The organism is Kribbella sp. CA-253562 (genome assembly GCF_050942265.1).
Lineage (GTDB): Bacteria > Actinomycetota > Actinomycetes > Propionibacteriales > Kribbellaceae > Kribbella.
On sequence record NZ_CP192049.1, the window covers coordinates 392254 to 415393 of the forward strand.

22 protein-coding genes, 1 tRNA gene and 1 pseudogene are annotated in these 23140 nt (G+C 68.9%); 12 read left to right on the forward strand and 12 right to left on the reverse strand.

The genetic code is table 11. The features are described from left to right. Window positions 1-23: 23 nt before the first annotated feature. The 3 genes from ACQPXM_RS01915 to ACQPXM_RS01925 all read right to left on the reverse strand — a co-directional run bounded on the left by ACQPXM_RS01915 (window position 24) and on the right by ACQPXM_RS01925 (window position 2279). Window positions 24-335: a hypothetical protein gene (locus ACQPXM_RS01915; RefSeq protein ID WP_432944088.1), complete on the reverse strand. Its 312-nt coding sequence runs from the start codon at window positions 333-335 to the stop codon at window positions 24-26. Beyond that, on the reverse strand, window positions 332-520 hold the full coding sequence (locus ACQPXM_RS01920; RefSeq protein WP_077018000.1) for a hypothetical protein: 189 nt from the start codon (window positions 518-520) through the stop codon (window positions 332-334). The genes ACQPXM_RS01915 and ACQPXM_RS01920 overlap by 4 nt, the downstream gene beginning before the upstream one ends. A gap of 379 nt (window positions 521-899) precedes the next feature. Then, complete coding sequence (locus tag ACQPXM_RS01925; protein WP_432944090.1) at window positions 900-2279, reverse strand: MFS transporter; 1380 nt, start codon at window positions 2277-2279, stop codon at window positions 900-902. Window positions 2280-2350: 71 nt separating this feature from the next. Between ACQPXM_RS01925 and ACQPXM_RS01930 the strand changes: the two genes are divergently transcribed. Together ACQPXM_RS01930 and ACQPXM_RS01935 are read left to right on the forward strand one after the other, a co-directional pair. Next, window positions 2351-2779, forward strand: a complete 429-nt coding sequence (locus ACQPXM_RS01930; protein WP_432944092.1) for a winged helix-turn-helix transcriptional regulator — start codon at window positions 2351-2353, stop codon at window positions 2777-2779. Window positions 2780-2807: 28 nt separating this feature from the next. Beyond that, window positions 2808-3584, forward strand: a complete 777-nt coding sequence (locus ACQPXM_RS01935; RefSeq protein ID WP_432944094.1) for a GNAT family N-acetyltransferase — start codon at window positions 2808-2810, stop codon at window positions 3582-3584. Here the strand turns inward: ACQPXM_RS01935 and ACQPXM_RS01940 are convergent. Next, window positions 3581-4774: an MFS transporter gene (locus ACQPXM_RS01940; protein ID WP_432944096.1), complete on the reverse strand. Its 1194-nt coding sequence runs from the start codon at window positions 4772-4774 to the stop codon at window positions 3581-3583. The genes ACQPXM_RS01935 and ACQPXM_RS01940 overlap by 4 nt on opposite strands. 65 nt (window positions 4775-4839) lie before the next feature. Between ACQPXM_RS01940 and ACQPXM_RS01945 the strand changes: the two genes are divergently transcribed. Beyond that, window positions 4840-5289, forward strand: a complete 450-nt coding sequence (locus ACQPXM_RS01945) for a helix-turn-helix domain-containing protein (protein ID WP_432944098.1) — start codon at window positions 4840-4842, stop codon at window positions 5287-5289. Between the two features lie 65 nt (window positions 5290-5354). Here the strand turns inward: ACQPXM_RS01945 and ACQPXM_RS01950 are convergent, their stop codons facing one another. Beyond that, a complete protein-coding gene (locus ACQPXM_RS01950; RefSeq protein WP_432944100.1) occupies window positions 5355-7778 on the reverse strand; it encodes a Tex family protein in 2424 nt (807 codons plus the stop codon). Between the two features lie 146 nt (window positions 7779-7924). Between ACQPXM_RS01950 and ACQPXM_RS01955 the strand changes: the two genes are divergently transcribed. After that, window positions 7925-8308, forward strand: coding sequence for a hypothetical protein (locus tag ACQPXM_RS01955; protein WP_432944102.1), 384 nt, complete (start codon window positions 7925-7927; stop codon window positions 8306-8308). 74 nt (window positions 8309-8382) lie between these two features. On the opposite strand, the gene ACQPXM_RS01960 is transcribed toward ACQPXM_RS01955, so the two are convergent. Both ACQPXM_RS01960 and ACQPXM_RS01965 read right to left on the reverse strand, forming a co-directional pair. Beyond that, window positions 8383-9870 carry an MFS transporter gene (locus ACQPXM_RS01960; protein ID WP_432944104.1) on the reverse strand — a complete coding sequence of 496 codons (1488 nt, stop codon included), beginning with the start codon at window positions 9868-9870 and terminating at the stop codon, window positions 8383-8385. A 56-nt stretch (window positions 9871-9926) separates the two neighbouring features. After that, window positions 9927-10556 (reverse strand): DUF624 domain-containing protein, encoded by a 630-nt coding sequence (locus tag ACQPXM_RS01965; RefSeq protein ID WP_432944106.1) that lies wholly within the window; start codon window positions 10554-10556, stop codon window positions 9927-9929. A gap of 94 nt (window positions 10557-10650) precedes the next feature. On the opposite strand from ACQPXM_RS01965, the gene ACQPXM_RS01970 reads away from it, so the two are divergent. The 6 genes from ACQPXM_RS01970 (at window position 10651) to ACQPXM_RS01995 (ending at window position 16421) form a co-directional block, all read left to right on the forward strand. After that, a complete protein-coding gene (locus ACQPXM_RS01970) occupies window positions 10651-11733 on the forward strand; it encodes a substrate-binding domain-containing protein (protein ID WP_432944107.1) in 1083 nt (360 codons plus the stop codon). Between the two features lie 27 nt (window positions 11734-11760). After that, a complete protein-coding gene (locus ACQPXM_RS01975) occupies window positions 11761-11985 on the forward strand; it encodes a hypothetical protein (protein ID WP_432944109.1) in 225 nt (74 codons plus the stop codon). A 119-nt stretch (window positions 11986-12104) separates the two neighbouring features. Then, entirely contained in the window at window positions 12105-13376 is a 1272-nt protein-coding gene (locus tag ACQPXM_RS01980; protein WP_432944111.1) for an extracellular solute-binding protein, read from the forward strand. Beyond that, window positions 13373-14317: a carbohydrate ABC transporter permease gene (locus tag ACQPXM_RS01985; RefSeq protein ID WP_432944113.1), complete on the forward strand. Its 945-nt coding sequence runs from the start codon at window positions 13373-13375 to the stop codon at window positions 14315-14317. The genes ACQPXM_RS01980 and ACQPXM_RS01985 overlap by 4 nt, the downstream gene beginning before the upstream one ends. Continuing rightward, entirely contained in the window at window positions 14310-15212 is a 903-nt protein-coding gene (locus tag ACQPXM_RS01990; protein WP_432944115.1) for a carbohydrate ABC transporter permease, read from the forward strand. Before ACQPXM_RS01985 ends, ACQPXM_RS01990 begins: the two co-directional genes overlap by 8 nt. Window positions 15213-15650: 438 nt before the next feature. Further along, window positions 15651-16421 (forward strand): endonuclease/exonuclease/phosphatase family protein, encoded by a 771-nt coding sequence (locus tag ACQPXM_RS01995; protein WP_432944116.1) that lies wholly within the window; start codon window positions 15651-15653, stop codon window positions 16419-16421. Here ACQPXM_RS01995 and ACQPXM_RS02000 read toward each other — a convergent pair. Continuing rightward, window positions 16414-17271 carry a TetR/AcrR family transcriptional regulator gene (locus ACQPXM_RS02000; RefSeq protein WP_432944118.1) on the reverse strand — a complete coding sequence of 286 codons (858 nt, stop codon included), beginning with the start codon at window positions 17269-17271 and terminating at the stop codon, window positions 16414-16416. The two genes, ACQPXM_RS01995 and ACQPXM_RS02000, sit on opposite strands and share 8 nt — an antisense overlap. On the opposite strand from ACQPXM_RS02000, the gene ACQPXM_RS02005 reads away from it, so the two are divergent. Then, on the forward strand, window positions 17258-18088 hold the full coding sequence (locus ACQPXM_RS02005) for a nitroreductase/quinone reductase family protein (protein ID WP_432944120.1): 831 nt from the start codon (window positions 17258-17260) through the stop codon (window positions 18086-18088). The genes ACQPXM_RS02000 and ACQPXM_RS02005 overlap by 14 nt on opposite strands. Before the next feature lie 18 nt (window positions 18089-18106). On the opposite strand, the gene ACQPXM_RS02010 is transcribed toward ACQPXM_RS02005, so the two are convergent. Next, a complete protein-coding gene (locus tag ACQPXM_RS02010; RefSeq protein WP_432944122.1) occupies window positions 18107-19537 on the reverse strand; it encodes a hypothetical protein in 1431 nt (476 codons plus the stop codon). A 182-nt stretch (window positions 19538-19719) separates the two neighbouring features. Between ACQPXM_RS02010 and ACQPXM_RS02015 the strand changes: the two genes are divergently transcribed. After that, window positions 19720-20079, forward strand: coding sequence for a hypothetical protein (locus ACQPXM_RS02015; RefSeq protein ID WP_432944124.1), 360 nt, complete (start codon window positions 19720-19722; stop codon window positions 20077-20079). Here the strand turns inward: ACQPXM_RS02015 and ACQPXM_RS02020 are convergent. The 3 genes and pseudogenes from ACQPXM_RS02020 to ACQPXM_RS02030 form a co-directional block, all read right to left on the reverse strand. Then, window positions 20067-21857, reverse strand: a complete 1791-nt coding sequence (locus tag ACQPXM_RS02020) for a BTAD domain-containing putative transcriptional regulator (protein ID WP_432944126.1) — start codon at window positions 21855-21857, stop codon at window positions 20067-20069. The two genes, ACQPXM_RS02015 and ACQPXM_RS02020, sit on opposite strands and share 13 nt — an antisense overlap. Window positions 21858-22194: 337 nt before the next feature. Further along, a pseudogene (locus tag ACQPXM_RS02025) lies at window positions 22195-22740 on the reverse strand (VOC family protein); the annotation flags it as partial. Between the two features lie 247 nt (window positions 22741-22987). Beyond that, window positions 22988-23075 (reverse strand) — tRNA-Ser (locus ACQPXM_RS02030). Window positions 23076-23140 lie beyond the last annotated feature (65 nt).

Genomic DNA, 23140 nt, shown 5'->3' on the forward strand with positions numbered 1-23140 from the left:
CGCCGGCTCCGCTTGTCTTCGGGTTACCTCGGGCTCGCCGCCCAGGTCTGGGCCTGGTGGAACTCGAGGTGCTGCGTCGCGCCGGGCGAACCGACCGCGCCGACGTGCTGCAGCGTGGGGACCACGACCGCCCGGACGTCGGTCCGCTTCGCCTCGTCCAGCAACGCGTTGAACGCGGCGGACTGGGCGGCGTCCCGCTCGGTGTAGACCGTGCCGAGGGTGAACCCCTCGGCGCTGGCGAAGGCGACCAGCGCGTCGGTCGCCGCCGCGAGTTCCTCCGCGCAGCTGAGCGCGTCGGCGCGGACGTAGCCGAGCAACGTCGGGCGGGTGGTCATCGGACCGGGCCGCTGCTGACGAGGGCGGGCTCGTTGGTGACCCGCAGCGAGGCGAACCGCCGCCGCATCGCTTCCTCGTACTGCGCTGCCTGGTCGGCGGTCGCGGTGTGGTCCGCGATCGGGTGAGCGCCGAACCAGACCCGCACGCGGCGCTGCTCTGCGGGGATCTCCAGCGACTCGGTCATGGGGGCGAATCCTTCGGTGCGTGAGGTGCCGAGTGGACGCTCGGGCGCCTCGAGGGGACGGGGACCGTGGGCGGGGAGCCGGTTGCCGACAGTGAGGAAGCCGGTGATCCATCTCACGTGCTCACGGGTGGTAAGGAAAGAACACCTCATAAAGAGGTGTGCCGGGAATAGACCGGCAGGGACCTTTACAGAGGCCTTACGCCCGACGCTGCCGGCGCAGGAAAACCCCTGGTCAGACAGCGATGGGACCGGTTCCGGCGACTCGTCCGGCAGGGCCCTGTCAAGATTCTCCGCTGGGATTTACCGATAACGATTCGGCCGCCGGCCGGCCCCATTGTGTGAGCGTTGAATTGTCGGGCGTCCTGGTAACTCAGCGCTATCAGGCGGCCACCGTACGGCGTACCAGGCCCGGCGCGCCGACGGCCAGTCCGAGCACCGCCGCGATCAGCGGAACGACGAGCGCCGTACGGAAGTCGGCGACGGTCAACTCGTCCGCGGCGGCCAGTACGGCGGCGACCACCGCGAGCCCGAGCGCCGACCCGAACTGGAACGAAGTGGTCAGCACACCACTGGCCAGCCCTTGCTCCTCCTCGGCGACTCCGTCGGTGGCCGCGATCGTCAGCGGTCCGTACGCGAGCGAGAACGCCAACCCCAGCAGGAGAAACGTCGGCAGCATCGCGAGATAGGTCCAGTCCGCGCCGAGCGGCAGGAACAGCGCGTACGCCGCGGCGGCGAACGCGAACCCGCCGAGCACGACCCGCCCGTTGCCGAAGCGGTTGACCAGCCACGGGGTCAACGTCGGCGCCAGGATCGAGTCGATGCCGATCACCATCAGGGCCAGGCCGGTCTCCAGCTCCGACCAGTGCCGCAGTTCCTGCAGGTAGAGCACGGCGACGAACTGGAACCCGACGAACGAACCGACCAGCAGCACGGCGCCGAGATTGGCCCGGACCAGCCCGCCGTCGCGCAGGAGGCCGAACCGGACCAGCGGCGCAGGCGTACGACGTTCGATCGCGACGAAGACAGCCAGCAGAAGCAGTCCCGCGGCGAGCGTGGCCACGGTTTGGGCAACCGGTACGTCGGGCGCCCGGACGACGGTGGCGACGAGCAGCATCATCGCGGCGGTCAGGCTGAACGCGCCGCCGAGATCGAAGACCTTCTTCTCCTGGCTGACCTCCTCACGCGGCAGCAGGATCAGCGCGGCCGGGAGCAGCACGGCGGACAGCAGTACCGGAGCGAAGAACACCCAGCGCCAGTCGATCGCGGTGAGCAGCCCGCCGACCACCATGCCGAGGGAGAAGCCGGCCGCGGCGATCCCGGCGTACACGAGCAGGGCCTTGTTGCGCTGGCGGCCCTCCGGGTAGCTGGTCGTGATGATGGACAGGCCGGCCGGGGTCATGAAGCCGGCCGCGACGCCGGTGACGAAGCGGGCGAGGATCAGCACCCAGCCGTCGTTGGCCAGCCCGCCCAGGCCCGAGAAGACCAGGAAGACGGCCAGCCAGCCGACGAACATCCGGCGCCGGCCGAGCAGGTCCGCCGCCCGGCCGCCGAGCAGCACGAAGCCGCCGTACCCGAGCACGTAGGCGCTGACCACCCACTGCAGCTGGCTGGTGGACAGGCCGAGCTCGGCGCGGATGGACGGCAGCGCGACGCCCATCATCGAGACGTCGATGCCTTCCAGGAAGATCGCGCCGCACAGCACCAGCAGCACCGCCCAGGCCTTCGCGCCGAGACGGTCGGGTGCAGCTGTCGTAGACATATTCAGGGTTCCCCATCGTTGGGTCGGTTATCTCTTGTAACTGAGACCATCGTGCGGAACCATCGGGAAGTATGGAAGAAGGCACTTCAAAGGAACCGGGTTACTCCTGCTGCACCGAGGACGCGTTCCAGTGGGATACGCGGGAGGACTGCGAGGTACGGCAGATCCTCGACCGGATCGGCGACAAGTGGTCCCTGCTGGTGATCGCGCTGCTCGACAACCGCAGCCTGCGGTTCACCGAGCTGAAGAAGACCATCGACGGGATCAGCCAGCGCATGCTCACCGTCACGCTGCGCCAGCTGGAACGCGACGGGCTGGTACGGCGTACCGTCCACCCGGTCGTGCCGCCGCGCGTCGACTACGAGCTCACCCCGCTCGGCGTCACGCTGCACGCCACCATCCAGTCCCTGGTCACCTGGACCGAGACCCACCAGAACGAGATCGCCTCGGCACGCGCCGCCTACGACACCCGTACGGCGGTGGAGGGCGCGCCGGTCTGACACCGCGGTGCCGGGCTAGGGTCGAGGGATGGGGATCGCCGCGCGGATCGCAGCCGCTCAGTTGTCAGGGCTCACCCGGAGCCGCCGTCAGATCGTGGCCGGTCCGCTGGTCGGGCTGCTGCACGACGAGGACGTCTGGTTCCTGTCCGGCCTGGTGGCCGCCGAGCCCGGGAAGGCGTTCGACCCCGACGAGGTGCCGTGGGCGCTCGAGACGATCCGCCAGGCCTTCGCCGCCGAGGGGCGCTGGCTGCACGGCGAGCTGGTCGAGGAAGCCAACCCCGGCCTCGCCGAAGCCCTCACCGAGCACGGCATGATCATCCGCTCCCGGCCGCCACTGCTCGCCGTCGAGCCCGCCGAGCTGCTCCGCCCCGAGCTCCCCGACGGAATCACCGCGTCGCTCGTCACGACGCCTGAAGAGCACGCCGAGTCGAACGCGGTCGCCGCCGACGCCTACGAGACCGAAGACGTCGTCACCACCTTCCAGCCCGACCCCGTCAACGGGGGCGCGGTCCTGATCCGCGAGAACGGGGTCCCGGTGGCCACCGCCTCCTGGACCGCGATCGCCGACGGTGTCACCGAGGTCGCCGGCGTCGGCACCGTGCACTCCCACCGCCGCCGCGGCCTGGGCGCACTCGCGACGGCGTACGCGACCCAGCAGGCGTTCGAGTCGGCCGGTGCTGATCTCGCCTGGCTCACTCCGGGCGACGACGGCGCCGACCGGATCTACCGCCGGCTCGGATACATGCCCAAGGCAACTGCTGTCCACCTGGGCGATCCGGGCGGGCACCTGGACGACTTGCGCTAGGGCTGTCTGGTCAGCTGCGCGGGATGACCCGGTACGGCGTACAGGGTGATCGGCGCGGCCAGTACGGCGACCACGGCGAGCGCGTTCAAGGTGACCGGGAGATCGCCGACGAGGATGAGCGCCGGAGCAGCCAGTGCGCCGACGACGGCGGCCAGCGCGTCGACCGCGAAGAAAAGTGCGCCGACCTGGGCAAGCATGCTCGGCGTCGTGACGCGTTGCACGGTCGTCTCGGTGGTGATCAGCAGCACGCTGCCGGGAAGGCCGATCAGTACGGCGGCCGCGATCGCCCAGGGCACGCTCGGTGCGTTCACCAGCGCGAAGAACGCGGCGCCGGTGGCGAGTTGGGTCGCGGCGATCAGGTCGCGGATTCCCAACCAGGACAGGGCTTTCACGCTGATCGCGGCGCCGAGCAGGTAGCCGGCGCCGAGCCCGGAGAACACGTATCCCACCGTGTAGCCCGGCGCGTCGAGCCGCTCGACGATCAGCGGTACGAGCAGCGCGGTCAACCCGGCGTTCGCGGTCAGGAAGACGCCGTTGCCGGCCAGCAGGCCACGAAGCGGCTTCGACCGTAGGGCGTACCGGAGGCCCGCGAGCGGCCGCAAAGGCTGGTGTGGCGCCCGCTCCGGCCGGGTCCTGATCGCAGCGATCGTTGCTGCAGACAACAAATAGCTGGCGATGTCGACGACGAGCACGAAGGTGATCCCCGGGCCCGCGAGCAGCAGCGCGCCCAGCGGCGGAGCCCCCAGGCGGGTCACGCTGCCTGCGAACGCCCGGAGCGCGTTCGCGGTCGCCAGCTCCGGTCCCGTCCCCACCATGCTCGGCAGGAGCGCCCGGGAGGCAGGCCGGAAGACGGTGGTCGCGGAGTTCTCCACGAGCACGGCCAGATAGATCATCCACAACCGCTCCGGTCGATCCGCGAACAGGATCAGCCCGACCGCCGCCGCACTCACCAGATCGGCGACCCACATCGCCCGCGACAGGTCCCAGCGATCCAGCAGGGCGCCCGCCCAGGGCCCCAACAGCAAAGCCGGTAGAGCCTCCAGCGCCAGTGTGAGCCCCGTCGCCGCCGCCGATCCGGTCAACTGGAACACGTGGAACGGAATCGCCACCACCAGCAACCAGGACCCGAGCCCGGACACCGTCCCGCTGACCCAGACCAGCCGGAAGTCGCGGTTCCGCCAGATGCTCACTCGGTCAACGGTATCTCCACAGAAGAATTCTGGGCAAGAATGTTTTCTGAGGATACGATGGAAGCGTGGACCTGGGTGCCGAGTTCCGAGACCGCCGTAAAGCCGCCGGCCGAACCATCGCCTCGGTGGCGGTCGACGCGGGCCTGTCCGTCCCGTACATCGCCAACCTCGAGAACGGCCGCGGCAACCCCACCCTCGCCACTCTCACCCGTCTGGCCACAGCGCTGGGGACCACGCTGCGCGTCGTGCTGGACGATCAAGCGCCGGCAGAACCCACGACAGAACGTCACCTCAGCCCCCGCGCCGTCCACGTCGTCAATCACCTGGCGGCCACCCAGGGCCGATCGCGGGCGTCGGTCCGCCGCGACCTGCTCACCACGCTCGAAGCCCTGACCGGGTTGCTCGGCGAAGAGCCGACGGCCGCCGACCTGGATCGCCTGCTCGACCTCACGCTGCTGGCTGGAACTCAGGTGGCCGGATCCGCATCGCCGCGCAGCCGTCCGTCCACGACCTGACGCAGAGGCCCGGCACCCCGATCGAGGGATGCCGGGCCTCCTGCGTCAGTACGTCGTACCGGCGGTCAGCGCACCGTGAACCCAGCCTTGCGGAACGCGTCGGCGAGCGAGCCCTCGTCCATCGGCGTGTCCGCCGGCTTGCTGCCCTGACCCGGGCGTCCACCGCCCTGACCGGCAGGACCGCGCCCGCCCGGCCCACGGCCGCCCTGGCCGCCCGGCCCGCGACCGCCGCCCTGACCAGGACCACGTCCGCCCTGACCGGCGCCGCGGTTCTGCCCGCCGCCCGAACGGCCCGACGTCGGCGCGCCGACCTCGTCGTCCAGCCGCAGCGTCAGCGAGATCCGCTGCCGTGGGATGTCGACCTCGAGCACCTTGACCTTGACGATGTCGCCCGGCTTGACCACCTCGCGCGGGTCCTTGACGTAGTTCTTCGACAGCGCCGAGACGTGCGCGAGGCCGTCCTGGTGCACGCCGATGTCGATGAACGCGCCGAACGCGGCCACGTTGGTGACCTGGCCCTCCAGTCGCATGCCCGGCTTCAGGTCGGCGATCTTGTCGACACCTTCGGCGAACGTCGCGGTCTTGAACGCCGGCCGCGGGTCGCGCCCCGGCTTCTCCAGCTCGGCCAGGATGTCGGTCACCGTCGGCAGACCGAAGGTCTCGTCGACGAAGTCGGCCGCCTTCACCGACCGCAGGGCGGCGGTGTTGCCGATCAGCGTCTTCAGGTCCGAGCCAGTCTTGTCCAGGATGCGCCGGACCACCGGGTACGCCTCCGGGTGCACGCTGGAGGAGTCCAGCGGGTCGTCGCCGCCGGGGATGCGCAGGAAGCCGGCCGCCTGCTCGAACGCCTTCGGACCGAGCCGCGGCACGTCCTTGAGCGCCGAGCGGGTCGCGAACGGCCCGTGCTGGTCGCGGTGCTGGACGATGTTCTCGGCCAGGCCGGGCGTGATGCCGGAGACGCGGGTGAGCAGCGGCGCGGACGCCGTGTTCAGGTCGACGCCGACCGCGTTCACACAGTCCTCGACGACCGCGTCGAGCGAGCGGGACAGCGAGTTCTCCGGCAGGTCGTGCTGGTACTGGCCGACGCCGATCGACTTCGGATCGATCTTGACCAGCTCGGCCAGCGGGTCCTGCAGCCGGCGGGCGATCGACACCGCGCCGCGCAGCGAGACGTCCATCCCGGGCAGCTCCTGGGAGGCGAACGCCGACGCCGAGTACACCGACGCGCCGGCCTCGGACACGACTGCCTTGGTCAGCTTCAGCTCGGGGTGCTTGGCGATCAGCTCCGCGGCCAGCTTGTCGGTCTCGCGCGACGCCGTACCGTTGCCGATGGCAATGAGATCGACCTGGTGCGCGGCACACAGCGCGGCCAGCTGGGCGATCGACTTGTCCCACTGGTTCTGCGGGACGTGCGGGTAGATGACGCCGGTGGCGACGACCTTGCCGGTCGCGTCGACGACGGCGACCTTGACGCCGGTCCGGAAGCCCGGGTCGAGGCCCATCGTGGCGCGCGTCCCGGCCGGCGCGGCCAGCAGCAGGTCGCGCAGGTTGGCCGCGAAGACCCGGACCGCCTCGTCCTCGGCGGTCTGCCGCAGCCGCATCCGCAGGTCGATGCCCAGGTGCACCAGGATCTTGGTCCGCCAGGCCCAGCGAACCGTCTCGATCAGCCACTTGTCGCCGGGGCGGCCCTGGTTCTCGATGCCGACCTTGCGGGCGATGGTGGTCTCGTACTCGGTCGGCCCGTCCACCTCGACGCCGGCCGGCAGCGGCTCGACGGTCAGCGAGAGCACGTCCTCCTTCTCACCGCGGAACATCGCCAGGATCCGGTGCGACGGCATCTTGGTGAACGGCTCGTCGAAGTCGAAGTAGTCGGAGAACTTCGCACCGTCGGTCTCCTTGCCCTCCCGGACCTTGGAGGCCAGCCGGCCCTGCGTCCACAGCCGCTCGCGCAGCTCGCCGATCAGGTCGGCGTCCTCGGCGAACCGCTCGACCAGGATCGCCCGGGCGCCGTCCAGCGCGGCCTGCGGGTCGGCGACGCCGGCCTCGGGGTTCACGAACACGGCTGCCGCGGCCAGCGGCTCGTACGACGGGTCGGAGAGCAGCCCGTCGGCCAGCGGCTCGAGCCCGGCCTCGCGGGCGATCATCGCCTTGGTCCGGCGCTTGGGCTTGAACGGCAGGTAGATGTCCTCCAGCCGCGACTTGGTCTCCGCGGCCAGGATCGACGCCTTCAGCACGTCGTCCAGCTTGCCCTGGCTCTCGATCGACTCCAGCACGGTCTGCCGGCGTTCCTCCAGCTCCCGCAGGTAGCGCAACCGCTCCTCGAGCGCGCGCAACTGCGCGTCGTCGAGCTCCCCGGTGACCTCCTTGCGGTACCGCGCGATGAACGGGACCGTCGAGCCCTCGTCCAGCAGCCCGACCGCCGCCTTCACCTGCCCGACCCCGACCTCCAGCTCGTCGGCGATCCGCTGCTCGATCGACTGCAAAACCACTCTGCCGTTCCCCTCTACGTCCAACTGACTGCCGCCCACATCCTTCCCCATCCCACCGACGAACGGCGACTCCCGGTCCCCAACCTTGTGGACAAACTTCGGCCGCGGCCTCATCATCCGAACTCATGAGGGGGATCGGCAGGGAGATGTTCAAGGATGGGTCGCTGGTGCCACCACCCCGCCTGGTGCGCTACTTCACCGTGGTGCTCGCGGTGGTGACGCTCGTCAACCTGCGCGGTGACCACTCCCCGCACGACGTCGCAGTCGCGGCGTTCTTCTGCCTGATGGCCCTCGGCAACACCGTCGGAGAGAAGTTCCTGTACGGCGATCACCTCACGGCCCACCCGATCCTGGACGGTCTGATGGGCGCGGTGATGATGACGCTCAGCTGTTTCATCCTGCTGTCGTTCGTCCTTGGGACCTGGATCAGTCTTCTGATCGCGGTACCGATCGGTGTCGCCGCCGGTGGCTTCGGCAGTCACCGGAAGCACAGGGCATCTGAGCAGTCCGTCGACGAGGCCCACCACTGATCAAGCCGCCGCGCCACCCCGAAAGAGGGGGGTGGCGCGGCGTGTCGTCGAGGTTGATCAGTGGTGGGCGTCGGTCAGGCGGCTTCCAGGACCTCGTCGGTCTCCGCCTCGGTGGCCTCGGCGGACTTCGGGCGCATCAGCGTGCAGGCGATGACGACCGCGGCGGCGACGATGGCGGCGGCGACCGCGAAGGACAGGTGGTAGCCGCTGGTCAGGGCGTCCAGGACCGGCTTGCCGGCGGTGGCCAGGGACTCGGTGCGGGTGGCGGACAGCGTGGCCAGGACGGCCAGGCCGAGGGCGGCGCCGACCTCGGCGGTGGTGCCGATCAGGCCGGAGGCCAGGCCCGCGTCCTCGGGCTTCACGTCGGCCATCGCCAGGCCCATCAGCGCCGGGAAGCAGATGCCGCCGCCCAGGCCGAGCAGGACCAGGACCGGCAGGACGTGGACGACGTAGTTGCCGCCGACCGGCGCCTGGGTGAAGAGCACGAGGCCGATCACGATCAGCAGCAGTCCGCCGATCAGCGGCCGGCGCGGGCCGAAGCGCATCACGAGCTTCTCGGAGTACCGGACCGACAGCAGGCCCATCACCAGCGTGGTCGGCAGGAACGCCAGCCCGATCTCCAGCGCGTCGTACCCGAGCACCCGCTGCAGGTAGAGCGAGCCGAGGAAGAAGATGCCGAACATCCCGGACGTCGACAGCGCCTGGACCAGGTTCGCCCCGGTCAGCGTGCGGGAGCGGAAGATGCGCAGCGGGACCAGCGGGTTGGCGGCGGTCGACTCGCGAACGATGAAGCAGGCCAGCAGCGTCAGCGTCAGCGCACCCAGCGCGATCGTCCGCGGCGCGGTCCAGCCGAGTTCGGCGGCCGGGCTGACGATCGTGAACACGCCGACCATCAGCGCGGCGGTGATCAGCACGGCACCCGGTACGTCGGTCCCGCGGCCCATGCCGAGGCCCTTGTCCTTCTCGATCAGCCGGATCGCCAGCCAGGCGGTCGCGATGCCGATCGGCAGGTTGATGAAGAAGATCCAGTGCCAGCTGATCGCCTGGGTCAGCACGCCACCGGCGAGCAGACCGATCGAACCGCCCGCTGAGGCGACGAACGCGTAGACGCCGATCGCCTTGGCCTGCTCGCGCGGCTCCGGGAACAGCGTCACGATCATGCCCAGGATCACCGCGGAGGTCAGCGCGCCGCCGACGCCCTGCAGGAACCGCGCCGCGACCAGCATCTCCTGCGAGCCGGCGAAACCGCACCACACCGACGCGGCGGTGAACACGGCGAGTCCGGCGACGAAGATGTTGCGCCGTCCGAGCAGGTCGCCGAGCCGCCCGGCCAGCAGGAGCAGGCCGCCGAAGGCGATCAGGTAGGCGTTCACGACCCAGGCCAGCGACGAGCTGGTGAAGCCCAGGTCGTCCTGGATCGCGGGCAGTGCGACGTTCACGACGGTCACGTCGAGCACGATCATCAACATGCCCGCGCAGAGCGTGTAGAGGGCGAGCCAGCGGGACCTGCCGCTGCCCTTGACGGCCGGCGTCGTCGCCAGGGATTCGGTGGTCGCGTACATGCTGGTTCTCCTCTGGTCCGTAGGTTGCTTACACCCCTACGTCGAACCAGAGCGGCTCAGATTGACACGCTGCCCGAACTTTTTTCTGGCCGGGTCCGCGGCGGGCGGGAAATCCAGTACGCGATCAGCGCCGGGACCAGTCCGGAGCCGATCACGAACAGCGTCGGGAGCCGCCCGACCAGCAGGAACCAGGTGGCCAGCCCGACCACTCCGCCGGCGACCGGCAGTGACCGCCGGAGCAGGAAGAGGTTCGCCGTACGGAACACGCTGCGGCTGGTCGCGTCGTCCTCGGCCTGCGGCAGTACAGCCAGCGCGCTCAGGTACAGCCCGACGATCATCCCGCTGAGCGGAATCAGCACGGCCAGCGCGAAGATCCGGATCGGGCCGTTGGTCGAGGCCCAGAAGAACAGGCCGAAGGCGAGCGCCACGCCGCCGAAGTACAGGGCCAGCCCGACCAGCCAGAACCGGCGGAAGCACCACTTGAACTCGCCCCAGAACCGGCGCAGCAGCGCGGGATGCTCCTGCCCGATCGCGTAAGGCAGCACCCGCTGGAGCGCGAACGCGGCCGGGAACAGCGTGACGATGCCGACGCTGAACAGCAGGAAGACCAGCTGCAGCATCAGCAGGTCGCCGACCAGCGAGAGCTTCGACATCATGACGTTCGTCCGGCTGCTGGCCTCGCTCACACCGGTTCCTCCTGGGTCCTCGGCACGCGGATGATCGTATGATCACAAACAATCACAAGCAGATCACAGCGCACAGTGTTGGGGGCCGAGTCGCATGCTTGCACCGGAGCGCCACGAGCTGATCCTGCGGAGCCTGCGCCGGCACGGCCGGCTCCGGGTGGCCGAGCTGGCCGCCGAACTCGGCGTCTCCGCGATCACAGTACGCCGTGATCTGGCCGAACTGGACTCCGCCGGACTGCTCCGCCGGGTGCACGGCGGCGCGGTCGGCACCAGCGCGGCCGGCGTGATCACCACCGGCAGCCAGCTCACGGTCGGCCTGATCGTGCCCAGCTCGACGTTCTACTACACCGACGTGATCCGCGGCGCCGAGGCGACGGCCGACCGGTACGGCGCCCGCCTGGTGCTCGGCGTCTCCGGGTACGACGTCCAGGTCGAGCAGGAGCGGATCGACAAGATCCTCGGCCTCGGCGTCGCCGGCCTCCTGCTGTCCACCGCGCTGGGCGACAGCCACGCCGCCGAGGTCGGCCAACGGCTCGACGCGATCGACGTCCCGGTCGTGCTGATGGAACGCGCCTTCGGGTTCCCCGACGTGGAGCGCGAGTACGACCACGTCCGCACCGACCACGCGTACGGCGCGCTGCTCGCGCTGCGGCATCTGGTCTCGCTCGGCCACCGCCGGATCGGCATCAACCTGAACGCCAGCGTCACGGCGTACTGGCTGCGGCAGGGCATCGCCGAGGCGGCCGCGACGCTTGGCGTCGACGTGTTCGTCTCGCCCGTCGCGCTGCCCGCGCACGGCGAGGATCCCGACACGATCGCGCAGCTCGACGCGTTCCTGGCCGAGTGCGAGTCGCACGGCGCCGCCGCGGTCCTCGTGCACTCCGACGAACACGCCGCCAGCCTGGTCGAACGCGCGATGGAACGCGGCCTCCGCGTTCCCGAGGACCTCGCGGTCATCGCCTACAACGACGAAACCGCCGCCCTCGCCGTCGTGCCGCTCACCGCGGTCTGCCCGCCGAAGCTCCAGCTCGGCGAAACGGCCTGCGAGTTGCTCCTGCGCCGGTTGAAGGCGGGGCCGGGCCGGGGTTCCGCGACCCAGCACCTGAGCCTGCTGCCCGAGCTGCGCGTCCGATCGTCCTGCGGCGCGCTGCCCGCGCGGCAACGCGTGGCACCGTAGATTCGTAGTGACGGACGGGAGCGAGCGATGGACTACGACCAGTTCGACACCGAGTACCGCAGGGTTTCCGAGGCCGCCAGAACCGGCGCGAGCGACACCGTGCTCGCCGCCGAGCTGGCCCGCCTCCGCACGCTGGCCGCCGCCATCACGGACCCCGCCGACCGCGCGGACGCCGAACACGACATCGCCGGCCTCGCCGACGTCCTGGCCCACGACGACGAACCCCGGCCGTCGCCGCCGTCCGCGCCCTGATCGATTCTGATCATTCGAGCGCCAGGTATTGACGTGGAAAGCCCTTTCCCATAACTTCGCTGCACTCGGTGCATCGGTCGTCACCCGACTGGCGCACACGGCAGCGAAGGAGTTCCCCTGTGAGACGTGGTGCTGGGTTGGCGGTGCTCGTGGCCGCGGTCGGACTGGTCGCGAGCGCCTGTGGCAACGGGGTGATCGACAAGAGTACGGACGGCGTGCCGCCGGCCGAGGCGACCGGGACGCTGCGCGTGCTGCTCCCGTCGTTCCCGGCCAGCAACGACGGCCGCAAGGAGTTCGCGAAGGTCGCGGCCGACTTCAACAAGAAGTACCCGAAGATGAAGGTCGAGCCGGACTACGCGACGTACGGCAACCTGAACGAGAAGATCTCCACCTCGATCGCGGCCGGCATCCCGTACGACGTGATGGTGACCGGCGTCGGCTGGATCCAGACGTTCGCCTCCAAGCGGCTGTTCGCCGATCTCGGCGAGTACGGCGTCACCGCCGACACCATCCGCGACAAGAGCATCGGCGCGCTGATCCCGGCGGCGTCGTACGAGGACCGGATCTACGCCTACCCGCTGCTCGCCGACGCCCGCGCGGTCGCCCTGCGGATCAGCGCGTTCAAGGAGGCCGGGCTCGACCCCGACGACCCGCCGACGTCGATGGACGAGATCAAGGTGGCGGCCGAGAAACTGACCAAGCGGGACGCGAACGGGACGATCACCCGGTCCGGGTTCGACCTGGCCGCGCCGACCAGTTTCCGGCAGACCTACACCACGCTGCTCGCCTCGACCGGGACGCCGCTGTACCTGGACGGCCAGGCCAACTACTCCAACGAGAAGGGCCTGCAGACCCTCAACTGGCTGAAGTCGATGATCAACAACGTCCAGCCGTACGGTCAGCAGAACGCGTCGGCGCAGCCGCTGGTGCTGACCGGTGACGCGGCGATGGGCATCGTCGGCGGCGCGGTCGACTGCTCCGAGAAGGGCATCGGCCAGGCCAACTGCGACGACCTGAAGTTCTTCCGCTTCAACAGCGGCAAGGAGGTCGAGTTCGTCGGTGGCGACCTGGCCTCGATCGGATCGCGCAGCCGGCACAAGCAGGCCGCCTGGTCGTTCATCGAGTCGCTGACCAAGCCCTCGACGGTCGACGCGATCGCCAAGCTGAACCGCAAGATCCCGGCGTACAAGGACGCGGTGAACTCCCCGCAGGCCAAGTCCAACCCGCTCAGCAAGTTCGTCGCCGGCGGTCTCGAGCTCGCCATCTACGAGGGCGGCTCGGCCAACTGGCTCGAGATGCGGGCCAACTTCGACGCCCAGCTCACCCAGGCGGTCCTTGGACAGAAGGATCCGGCGAAGGTGCTGGCCAACCTGGCAGGACAGTCACGATGAGCGCCACTCTCGAACGCCCGGGTCCCGCACTCGCCACGCCCCGTACCGTTGCTCCGGGCAAGGACAGTCGCAAGCTGATCCGCAGCCAGGTCCGCGCCGGCTGGGTCCTGATCGCCCCCGCGCTGCTGCACTCCGGGATCTTCATAGTGATCCCGGTGGTCGCCGCGGTGGTGCTCAGCTTCACCGACTACAGCTTCGGCGACTCCTGGGCCTGGGTCGGCTTCCAGAACTACACCGACCTGTTCCGCGACCAGGACTTCCGCGCCGCACTGGTGAACACGATCCTGTACGCCGTCGTGGTGATCCCGGTCTCGATGGCGTTGTCGCTGCTGATCGCGCTCGGGCTGAACCAGAAGATCCGCGGCCTCGGCTTCTTCCGGACGGCGTTCTACATCCCGACCGTCACCGCGACCGTCGCGGTGGCCACGATCTGGCTGTGGATCTACAACCCGGGTTCGGGTCTGGCCAACGGGTTCCTGAGCCTGTTCGGGTTCGCGCCCAGCGCCTGGTTGTCCGACCCGGGCACGGCCCTGCCGTCGCTGATGGTGGTCGGCATCTGGCAGGGGCTGGGCACCAAGATCATCATCTACCTGGCCGCGCTGCAGGGTGTCTCACGAGATCTGATCGAGTCGGCGTCCCTGGACGGCGCCGGTCGCTGGCAGACCTTCGCGAACGTCACCTGGCCCGCGCTCGGTCCGGTCCAGTTCTTCGTGCTGATCACGTCGATCGCCGGCACCTTCCAGGTGTTCGACCTGGTCTACGTGATGACCAAGGGCGGTCCCGGCACCGAAACCACGGTGCTGGTGCTCGACATCTACCAGAACGCGTTCCAGGCACTCCGACTCGGCTTCGCGTCCGCCGAGACGGTCGTCATGATGATCCTGATCGCGATCTTCATCGGTCTCGGACGCCTGCTGCAAAGGGCGGATGTCAATGACTAGCGCTACGGTGTCCGTGGTCGGCGAAACCAGGCCGTCCGGGGTCAAGGCCGGCCGGATCCTGCTGTACGTCGCGCTGACGATCGGCGCGATCCTGATGATCATGCCGTTCGTCTGGATGGTGCTGACGGCGTTCAAGAACGAGCTGGAGATCGCCAAGTTCTCCTGGCTGCCCGGCGAGCTGCGCTGGCGCAACTTCGTCGAGGCGATGCAGACCGCGCCGTTCCTGCGGTACTTCCGCAACAGCCTGTTCATCGCGATCGGCGAAACGGCGTTCACGCTGGCGGTGTGTACGACGGCCGGCTACGCGCTGGCCAAGCTGCCGATCCGCGGCGCGAAGGCGTTGCTCAGCTACTTCATCCTGCTGCTGCTCGTGCCGTTCCAGATCCTGCTGGTGCCGCTGTTCCTGATCGTGAAGTCGATCCCGCTGTTCGGCGGCAACAACATCCTCGGCCAGGGCGGCATCGGCTGGCTGAACTCCTGGTGGGGCCTGATCATCCCGCTCGGCGCGGCGCCGCTGTTCACGTTCCTGGCCCGGCAGTTCTACGTGTCGATCCCGAACGAGCTGGCCCAGGCGGCCCGGGTGGACGGCCTCGGCGAGTTCGGCATCTTCTGGCGGATCATGACGCCGCTGATCAAGCCGGCCCTGATCACCATCTGCGTGTTCCAGATCGAGGCGGCCTGGAACGGGTTCCTCTGGCCACTGATGATCACCACGTCGGACTCGATGCGACCGCTGCAGCTGGGGCTGGCGATCTTCGCCCAGAACCCGGCGGAGGTGCAGTGGCCGTACCTGATGGCCGGGACGGCGCTGGCGACGCTGCCGATGATCGTGATGTTCGTGTTCGCCCAGAAGCGCTTCGTCGAGGGCATGGCGAACGTGGGCATCAAGGGCTGAGCCCGGACACGCGAAAGAGCCGGCGTCGACCCACCTGGTCGACGCCGGCTCTTTCGTGGTTCGCTCTCAGGCCCCCCAGAGAGTTCCCCGTGTTCCCCCCTTGTTACTACCCCCCATGTGATGGGTTCCCCTTCGCAGGTGCTCGCCCCGCCCCGGGCGAGCACCTGCTGGGGCCCCCTCCACAAACCGGTGGTCCCGAAGAAACACCGGAGCGTCCGTCCAGCCCCCCAGCCAGGCCGCTCGAACCTTTTATCGTCATAAGGTGAGGTGCGTTACACGTTTCCTCCACCTTTTCAGAGGAATCCCGAACGATTTCAGTCCTGCCGGGTCCGAAACGCTGATTTATCGCGTTCTGAATTGCCCTGTTCACTCTGCGTGACGGCAAGCGTTGTCCAGCCGATCTGATTGCCCGGGGCGCGAGCGGGAACCCGAAGCTTGATGCGAATCCTCACCCTGAACGTACAGAACGACGTGGGCGACCCGAGTCGCTTCGCGCTGATCAACGCCGAGCTCCGCCGCCTCGCGCCGGACGTCGTGATGCTGCAAGAGGTCTGCTACCCGTCCGGCGGCCACGACCAGCTGACCGAGCTGCTCGACGGCACCGACCTGATCCACCGCACCCACCAGTACGACGTACTGCCGGACCTGCCCGAACTCTTCCAGCACGACGGCACGGCGATCGCGACCCGGCATCCGCACCGCGTCACCGACGTACTGGAAAGCCCGACGACGGACCCGCACTGGTGGACACTCGCCGTCAGGATCGACCTCGGCCCCCGTGAAGTCCTGGCGATCACGCCCACCACTCCCTGGCGCCTCGACCACGAGCACGCCCGCGAGCGCCAGGCCCTCGACATCGCCGCCCTGCACGCCCGGCACGATCTCCCGACCGTCCTGGCCGGCGACTTCAACGCGACACCGGACGCGGCGAGCATCCGCTTCCTCTCCGGCCTCCAGTCGCTGGACGGCCGAAGCACCCACTTCCACGACGCCTGGACCATCGCCGGCCAGGGCCCGGGCCACACCTGGACCAGCGACAACCCGCTCGCCCGCGAGGAAATCGCCAAGCTGATCGCCCAACCCAACCACCACCGCCGCATCGACTACATCTTCGTCGCCGCGGCCACCGTCACGTCAGCCGCCCTGATCGGCGTCAACCCACCCCTGAGCGACCACTACGGCCTGACCGCCGACATCGTGCTCAGCTGAGGTGCGCGTCCACCGCGCGAACAACGAAGGCGTCCAACCGACTGTCCTCGAGGATCAGATCGAGCGTCTTCGTCGCGCGGAGAACCGCCAGGCCGTGCAGGTTGGTCCACAGCCCGACAGTGCGCTCGGCCGCATCGGCGGTCTCCGGAACAGCGGCAGCGACCACCGTGGTCAGGGTTTCGAGCAACGGCAACGTCGTCGCCCGGAGGTTGCCCCCGGCCCCTTCCAGCAGGTCGTGCCGGAAGATCAGCTCGAACATCGCCGGCCGCTCAGCCGCGAACGCCAGATAACGGCGCCCCAGCTCCAGCAGGTGTGCCCGAGGTTCCCCAGCAGCCGGCGCGGTGAGTCGCGCGGCCAGATCGGCCAGGCCGGTCGCCGCAATCGCAGCCAGCAAAGAGTTGTGGGTCGGAAAATACCGCCGTGGCGCACCGTGCGAGACCCCGACCCGACGAGTGATCGCCCGCAACGACAACCCCGCCGCCCCGTCCTGCTCGAGCAGCTCCACGCCCGCCACCACCAGCCGCTCCCGCAACGGAATCTCGTCCACCTGAGCATTCTCCCGTACGAAGAGCCTGTTCTCCTGCACCTGTTGTGCCGTACGCTTTCCACCGTGACTGCCGGGTCGGCTTCGAGCCAAGTACGAGTTGGGTTCCCGGCCGCGTTCTGAGCGCGGCGAGGGTCGATCGCGGCCCGCCTGTTTCTTCTTCTGATCGGCGTGTGAGTTCCGCCGCGCCTTCTGTTGATCACCTCTCCTCCGTCCCGGACGGATTCCTTCCCGCGCGTCCCCGCGGGCCAACTGCGTCATGCCCAGTTTTCCCTTGCCTGAAAGGATTTGAATGAACGATTTCACCCAGCAGCTCATCGAGGAGTTCCGCGCCAACAACGGCGTGGTCGGCGGCCCGTTCGAGGGTGCGCGTCTGCTCCTGCTCACCACGACCGGCGCCCGCTCCGGCCGCCCGCACACGTCCGTGCTCGGCTACTACCCCGACACCGCCGAGCGCGTGCTTGTCGTCGGCTCGGCCGGCGGCGGCCCGAAGAACCCCGACTGGTACTACAACCTTCGCGCCAATCCGCGCGCCACTGTCGAGACCGGCGTCTTCACGTACGACGCGGAGGCGACGATCCTGGACGGGGACGAACGCGACCAGACATTCGCCCGCCTCGTCGAGGCCGACCCCGGCTGGGGCGAGTACCAGCGCAAGACCACCCGGACCATCCCGGTCGTCGCGCTCACCCAGATCGACGGCGGTCCCCCGAACGCGTCCTCGTTCGGCGAAGCACTCCGCCTGATTCACGGGGTCTTCCGGCGCGAATTGGCCTTGATCCGCAAGGAGGTCGCCGCTGCGGCCGACGGCCCGAACGCGATGGCCGGCGTGGGCGCGCAACTCCGGATCAACTGCCTGACGCTCTGCCAAGGCCTGCACTTCCACCACACCGGCGAGAGCAAGGGCATGTTCCCCGCCTTGCTCGACCGCTATCCCGAGCTCACCGCTACGATCACCGAACTGCAGGCGGACCACGACAAGATCGCCCTGCTGCTCGACGAGCTCCAGAAACTGGTCGGCACCGGCAGCCCGGCCGTCGTACTGCCCGAGGTCGACCGCCTGATCGACGAGGTCGTCACGCACCTCGACACAGAGGAAGCCGCGCTCATCCCGCTGCTCTGACTCCCGCGTGGTTGGGAGTCAGCGCAGGAACAGGTACCGGAAGGCCGCCTGGATGGTCGCGGTGGACGGCACGACCGGCTGGGTCGACGGCGGATAGTCCCAGCCGGTGAGGTAGGTGGTGTAGGTGATCCGGCTCGGGCAGGCGGTGCCGTTGATCTGCACGCGGGTGTTCGACACCAGCCGGCCGGTGCGCAGCTCGTACACCTTCACCGGGACAGCGATCTTGTGGAAGGTCACGTCGGAGACGTTCTGCGGGTTCGACTCGCTGCGGTACGGGCACGTCCGGACCGCCGTACCGTCCTCCGCCTCCTCCGTGCAGACGACCATGACGGCGTTGCTGGCGTCGCTCGCACGCCACGAGGCCGGCAGCCGCTTGGTCATCTCGTCGTCGCCCTCGAAGAGCCCCGAGTTGAACCCGCGCTGGTACGGCCGTGCTCCGCTGAATTTCGCCGGCGAGTCGCAGTACGCGTTGCGCGCCAGCAGATCTCGCACCTGCGTCAGCTCGATCGCCAGCGTGGCCTGCCGAATCCCGGCCCTCGCCTTCGCCACCCGCGCGTCCTTCGGGTACTGCGAAACCAGTTGCTGGTACGACGCTCGCGCGGCCTCCCAGTTCTTCTGGCTCAGCAGCCGATCGGCGCACGCCGTGATCGCCGCCGGCGCGGTCTTCGTCACCGTCGCACGGGACTGATCGAGCAAGTCGTTGGTCGGCTTGCGCTGCCGCAGCCAGTCGGTCACTCGGACGGTCCGGCACGGGTCCTTCACCGGCAGGTCGTCGAGCCAGCCCTTCAGCGTCACGTCGACGGTCTTCTCGTGCCCGGGCTCGGCCAGCACCGAGCCCAGTACGTCGAACCCGTCCCGCAAAGCGGTGTAGTCGCCAGTGAGCCCGATCGCCAGCTCTCCCTTGGCCCGGCCCAGCCTGTCGCACAGCTGAACGTCCACGTCGCCCTGCTCGGTTCCCGGCGCATCGACGACCCGGTGGCCGAGCCAGAGCTCGTCCTGGGCGTTGATGAGCTTCGTGCAGTCCCCGGCCTCGCGCGCCTCGGAGACCTCGCCCGCGATCCGGCCGGCGTCGTACCGGAGCAGGCCGACCGCCAGCAGCACCGGGATCGTGATCGCGAACGCGACCACCCGCTGGGGCAGGTCGGAGGCCTTGCGCGGCGCGGCGTTCGCGAGGAAGAAGCCGTGCACGATGCTGATCACCCACCAGGCGACCAGCGCGAGTTCGCACCAGGGCTTCTTCAGCACCAGCAGGAAGATCAGCAGCGAGCCGACCACCATCAGGTTGAGGATCGCGAAGCCCCAGCGCTTCATCAGCACGTACCCGACCCCGAGCAGCGACGCGTTGCCGACCGCAACCGCGAGCGGATCAGGCGTCACCACGGCCGGCGGCTGCGTCTGCGGCGGAGGCGGTGGCGGTGGCTGCCAGGCGTACTGCGGCGTGTAGCTCATCGGTCCCTCTCCCCAGCAGAACGGATCGTCACTGTCAGTGTGCACTCGCCGACCGGCTTTCAACCCTGGATGTCCTCGACTTGCCACTTGCTACCGGCGTGACGCCGATCGGGAGCCGCCGAGGAGCCGGGTGTTGATTCGCTGGTGCCATCAAGCTGAACCGTCGAACAGGGAGTCAGGCTATGAGGAAGACGTTGATGGGGTTCGCGGCGATCGGCATGCTCGTCGCACCGGTGGCCGGCACCGGAGTGGCCGCGGCGGTCACCCCGGACGCCGCAAGCAGGGCCACCGCCGAGGTGGCGCCGGTCCCGAGCAAGGCCGACGGCTACTGGTGTGACCAGAGCGGCCTCGGTACGTCGGACGCCAAGGTCACCTGCTACAACCAGACCGACCAGGCCCGGTACGCGCACTTCCACGTCGACTGCTGGGCGCTGGGCGACAACGACACCGACCAGACTAAGTGGGTCGGCCCGTGGGGCTCGGTCAGCTTCCACCACTGGTGCTGGTCGCACGCGCAGAGCATCGAGGGCTACTTCCAGTAGGCAGGGGATCTCCGAGCGGCCAGGGACACCGCGTCCCTGGCCGTACGGCGTCCCTCGTGCGTCAGCTCGACGGCATAGGCGCGGACGAGCTCGTGGAACTCGAACCGCCGTGCGCCGGCCCGGCACAGCAGGTGCTGGTCCGCCAGGTCGTCCAGGACCGAGCTCGCCGCCCGGGCCGACGTACCGAGCAGACCGGCCGCGGCCGACGAGTCGAACTCGTCGTACAGGTACAGCCCGAGCAGCCGAAACGCCCGCGCGACCTCCGGGGCGAGCGTCTGGTACGAACGATCGAACACGGCCCGCAGGTCGCCACTCTCGTCGCCGACCGCCAACGCCTCCAGCCGTCGCGGCAGATCGCGGAGCTCGTCCATCACCACCTGTACGTCGTCCTCCGCCCGCTCGGCGGCGATCGACAGGGCGAGCGGGACATGACCGCAGAGGTCGGCGAGCTCGTTGAGAACGTCATTTGCCTGTTCGCCCGGCAGTCTGGCGCGCAGAAGTTCGGCGGACTCCTCGGCGGTCAGTTGGCCGATCGCGATGCGTCGCGCGCCCTCGCGTACGGCGAGTCCGCGCAGCTCGCTGCGGCTGGTCACCACTGCGAGCGAGCCGGTGCCTGGGATCAGTGGGCGGATGTGGTCTGCGTCGAGTGCGTTGTCGAGCACGACCAGGCAGCGGCGGTTGGCCAGCATCGTCCTGAGCATGGAGGAGCGGGCCTCGATGTCGTCTGGGATCTGCGCTTCCGGGAGGCCCAGGCTGAGCAGCAGGCTGCGGAGCGCCGCGCTGGTGGTGATCAGGTCGCCGGGGCCGTAGCCCTGGAGGTCGATGAACAGCTGTCCGTCTGGGAATTGCCCGCGCTGTTTGTGCGCCCACTGCAGCGCCAAGGCGGTCTTCCCGATGCCGCCGAGGCCGTGCAGTACGACGATCGCTTCCTGCTGGCTCTCGCCGAGGGCCCGCAGTTCCTTGTCCCGGCCGACGAACAGGCCTGGCGCTGCCGGCAGTTGCTGCGGCGTACCGGCGCCTTGGTTATCGGTCTTGCTTTCTTCGTGCACGGCCTGCGCGTCAGCGATCGGGTCGCTCTGCAGCAGTTCGCCGTACTGGCGCCTGAGCTCCGGTCCAGGATCGACTCCGAGCTCGTCCGCCAGCATCACCCGGACGCTCTCGTAGCAGCTGAGCGCCTCCGCGCACCGCCCGCTGCGCCGCAACGCCAGCAGCAGCCGCGACCACAGCGCCTCCCGCAGCGGGAACCGAGCCGTCAGCTCGCGCAGATCGGCCACCACCGCGCCGTACCGCCCCGCCGCGAGCTCCAGATCCACCCAGCGCTCCTGGGCCGCGAGGTAGAGCTCGACCATCCGCTCCGCCTCGACCTCGTCAAGCCACCGAGACCCGACGCACTCGAACGGCGTCCCGCGCCAAATCGTCAAGGCCTCTGCCAGCAGCAACCGCTGCTCTTCCACCTCGGTTTCCGCGGCAACCGCGGATATCAGCCTCCCGAAACGCACGACGTCGATGTCATCGGGCCGAATATCCAGCAGATAACCACCGGGTTCGGTGCGAATCCGGTCATTGCCCAGCAGCCGCCGCAATCGCATGATCTGCGTCTGCACACTTTTCCGCACATGCACCGGCAACTCGTCACTCCACACCCCGCGAGCCACCCGCTCCACCGACACCGGCCGCCCAGCCTCCAGCGCCAACACCGCCAGCAGAGCCCGCAGCCGCCCTCCCACCTCGAGCTCCCGTCCACCCCGCCGTACGACCAACGGCCCCAGCAGACTCACCTGAATCCGATCCGTCCCCTCCATCTGCCCTGCCCGATACCGGCCCGGGCGGGGACCGCGACGTCACTGACCACTCGTCCTCGAACGTAGAACCGGCCACGCTTTCAAGCAAACACTTGCATCGACATCGAAAGGGGGCCTGCGGCGGCAATCCTTTCCGGGCATCAACGTGCCTGAAAAGGCAGTCCCATTCGCGGGTCAACCGAATTCCCGAAGAATCCTCAGTAAATGGCGTTACCGCCGGCCGTGCGTGCTGCTCCCGGCCCACCCAGGTGGCAACGCACACCTCATTGCCCTCGGCATCAGCCAGCACCCACCACTTCGGCGCGTGCTCGTCGGACACCAGGCGGCCACCCGCAGCCAAGGCGGCCGACACCCGGGCCTCCGCCTGATCGTGCGGGACCGCAACATCAAGATGCATCCGATTCCGCTGCGTCCGCGCGACATCCATCACCTGCAACCCGAACCCCGGCCCGCGCCGCAACGGATCGAACAGATAGTCGTCCCCGATCTGCCCATACCCGAGCACCGCCCGCCAGAACGGCAACACCTCCGCGCCAACGAGCGCATCAAGAGTGACGTTGACGACCTGAACGACGCTCGGGTCAGCCGAGATCCCCAGTCCCTCGGCAGCACCCGAAATCCTCCGAGCCAGCCCGGCATCCCGCCGCCCCAACGAAACCGTGACCCCAGCGGCCCGCAGGTCAACGCTCACGTACGCCTGCTCACCAACCCCAACAACCTCGCCGATCGCGGCGACAAGCGCGATCCCCGTGGCCAACGAGCCGGTCCGAAAATGAGCCGACACCAGGTGATAGACCGACCGCCAGTCGTCAACCCCATCAGCCGCATGAAACCGCCCAGCCGTGATCTGCTCGCCCACCCCGCGAACCTAACAGCGCCCACACGCCGGACCTCCCCACGATCCACCGGCCGGCAGGTTGCCGCCAGCGGCGACTCAGCTGCCCTAGCGGTCGGCCCGTGCCCCGGCAGATTCCGGCCTTCACCCAACCCCACAAAGCAGACGGGCCGGTCGCTGTCGCGACCGGCCCATCTCGTGTTCGTCCCCTGCGTGTGACCAGATCCTGCGCTGACCAGCGGAAACACTGATCGGATGGCCACCCGGAGAGTGGCGGAGGATACGAGATTCGAACTCGTGAGGGGTTGCCCCCAACACGCTTTCCAAGCGTGCGCCCTAGGCCTCTAGGCGAATCCTCCAAGCGGAGAGGATACGCGAGCTGGCCGGGCGGGGGGAAATCGGGGGTTGGGGGAGCGAAAATCGG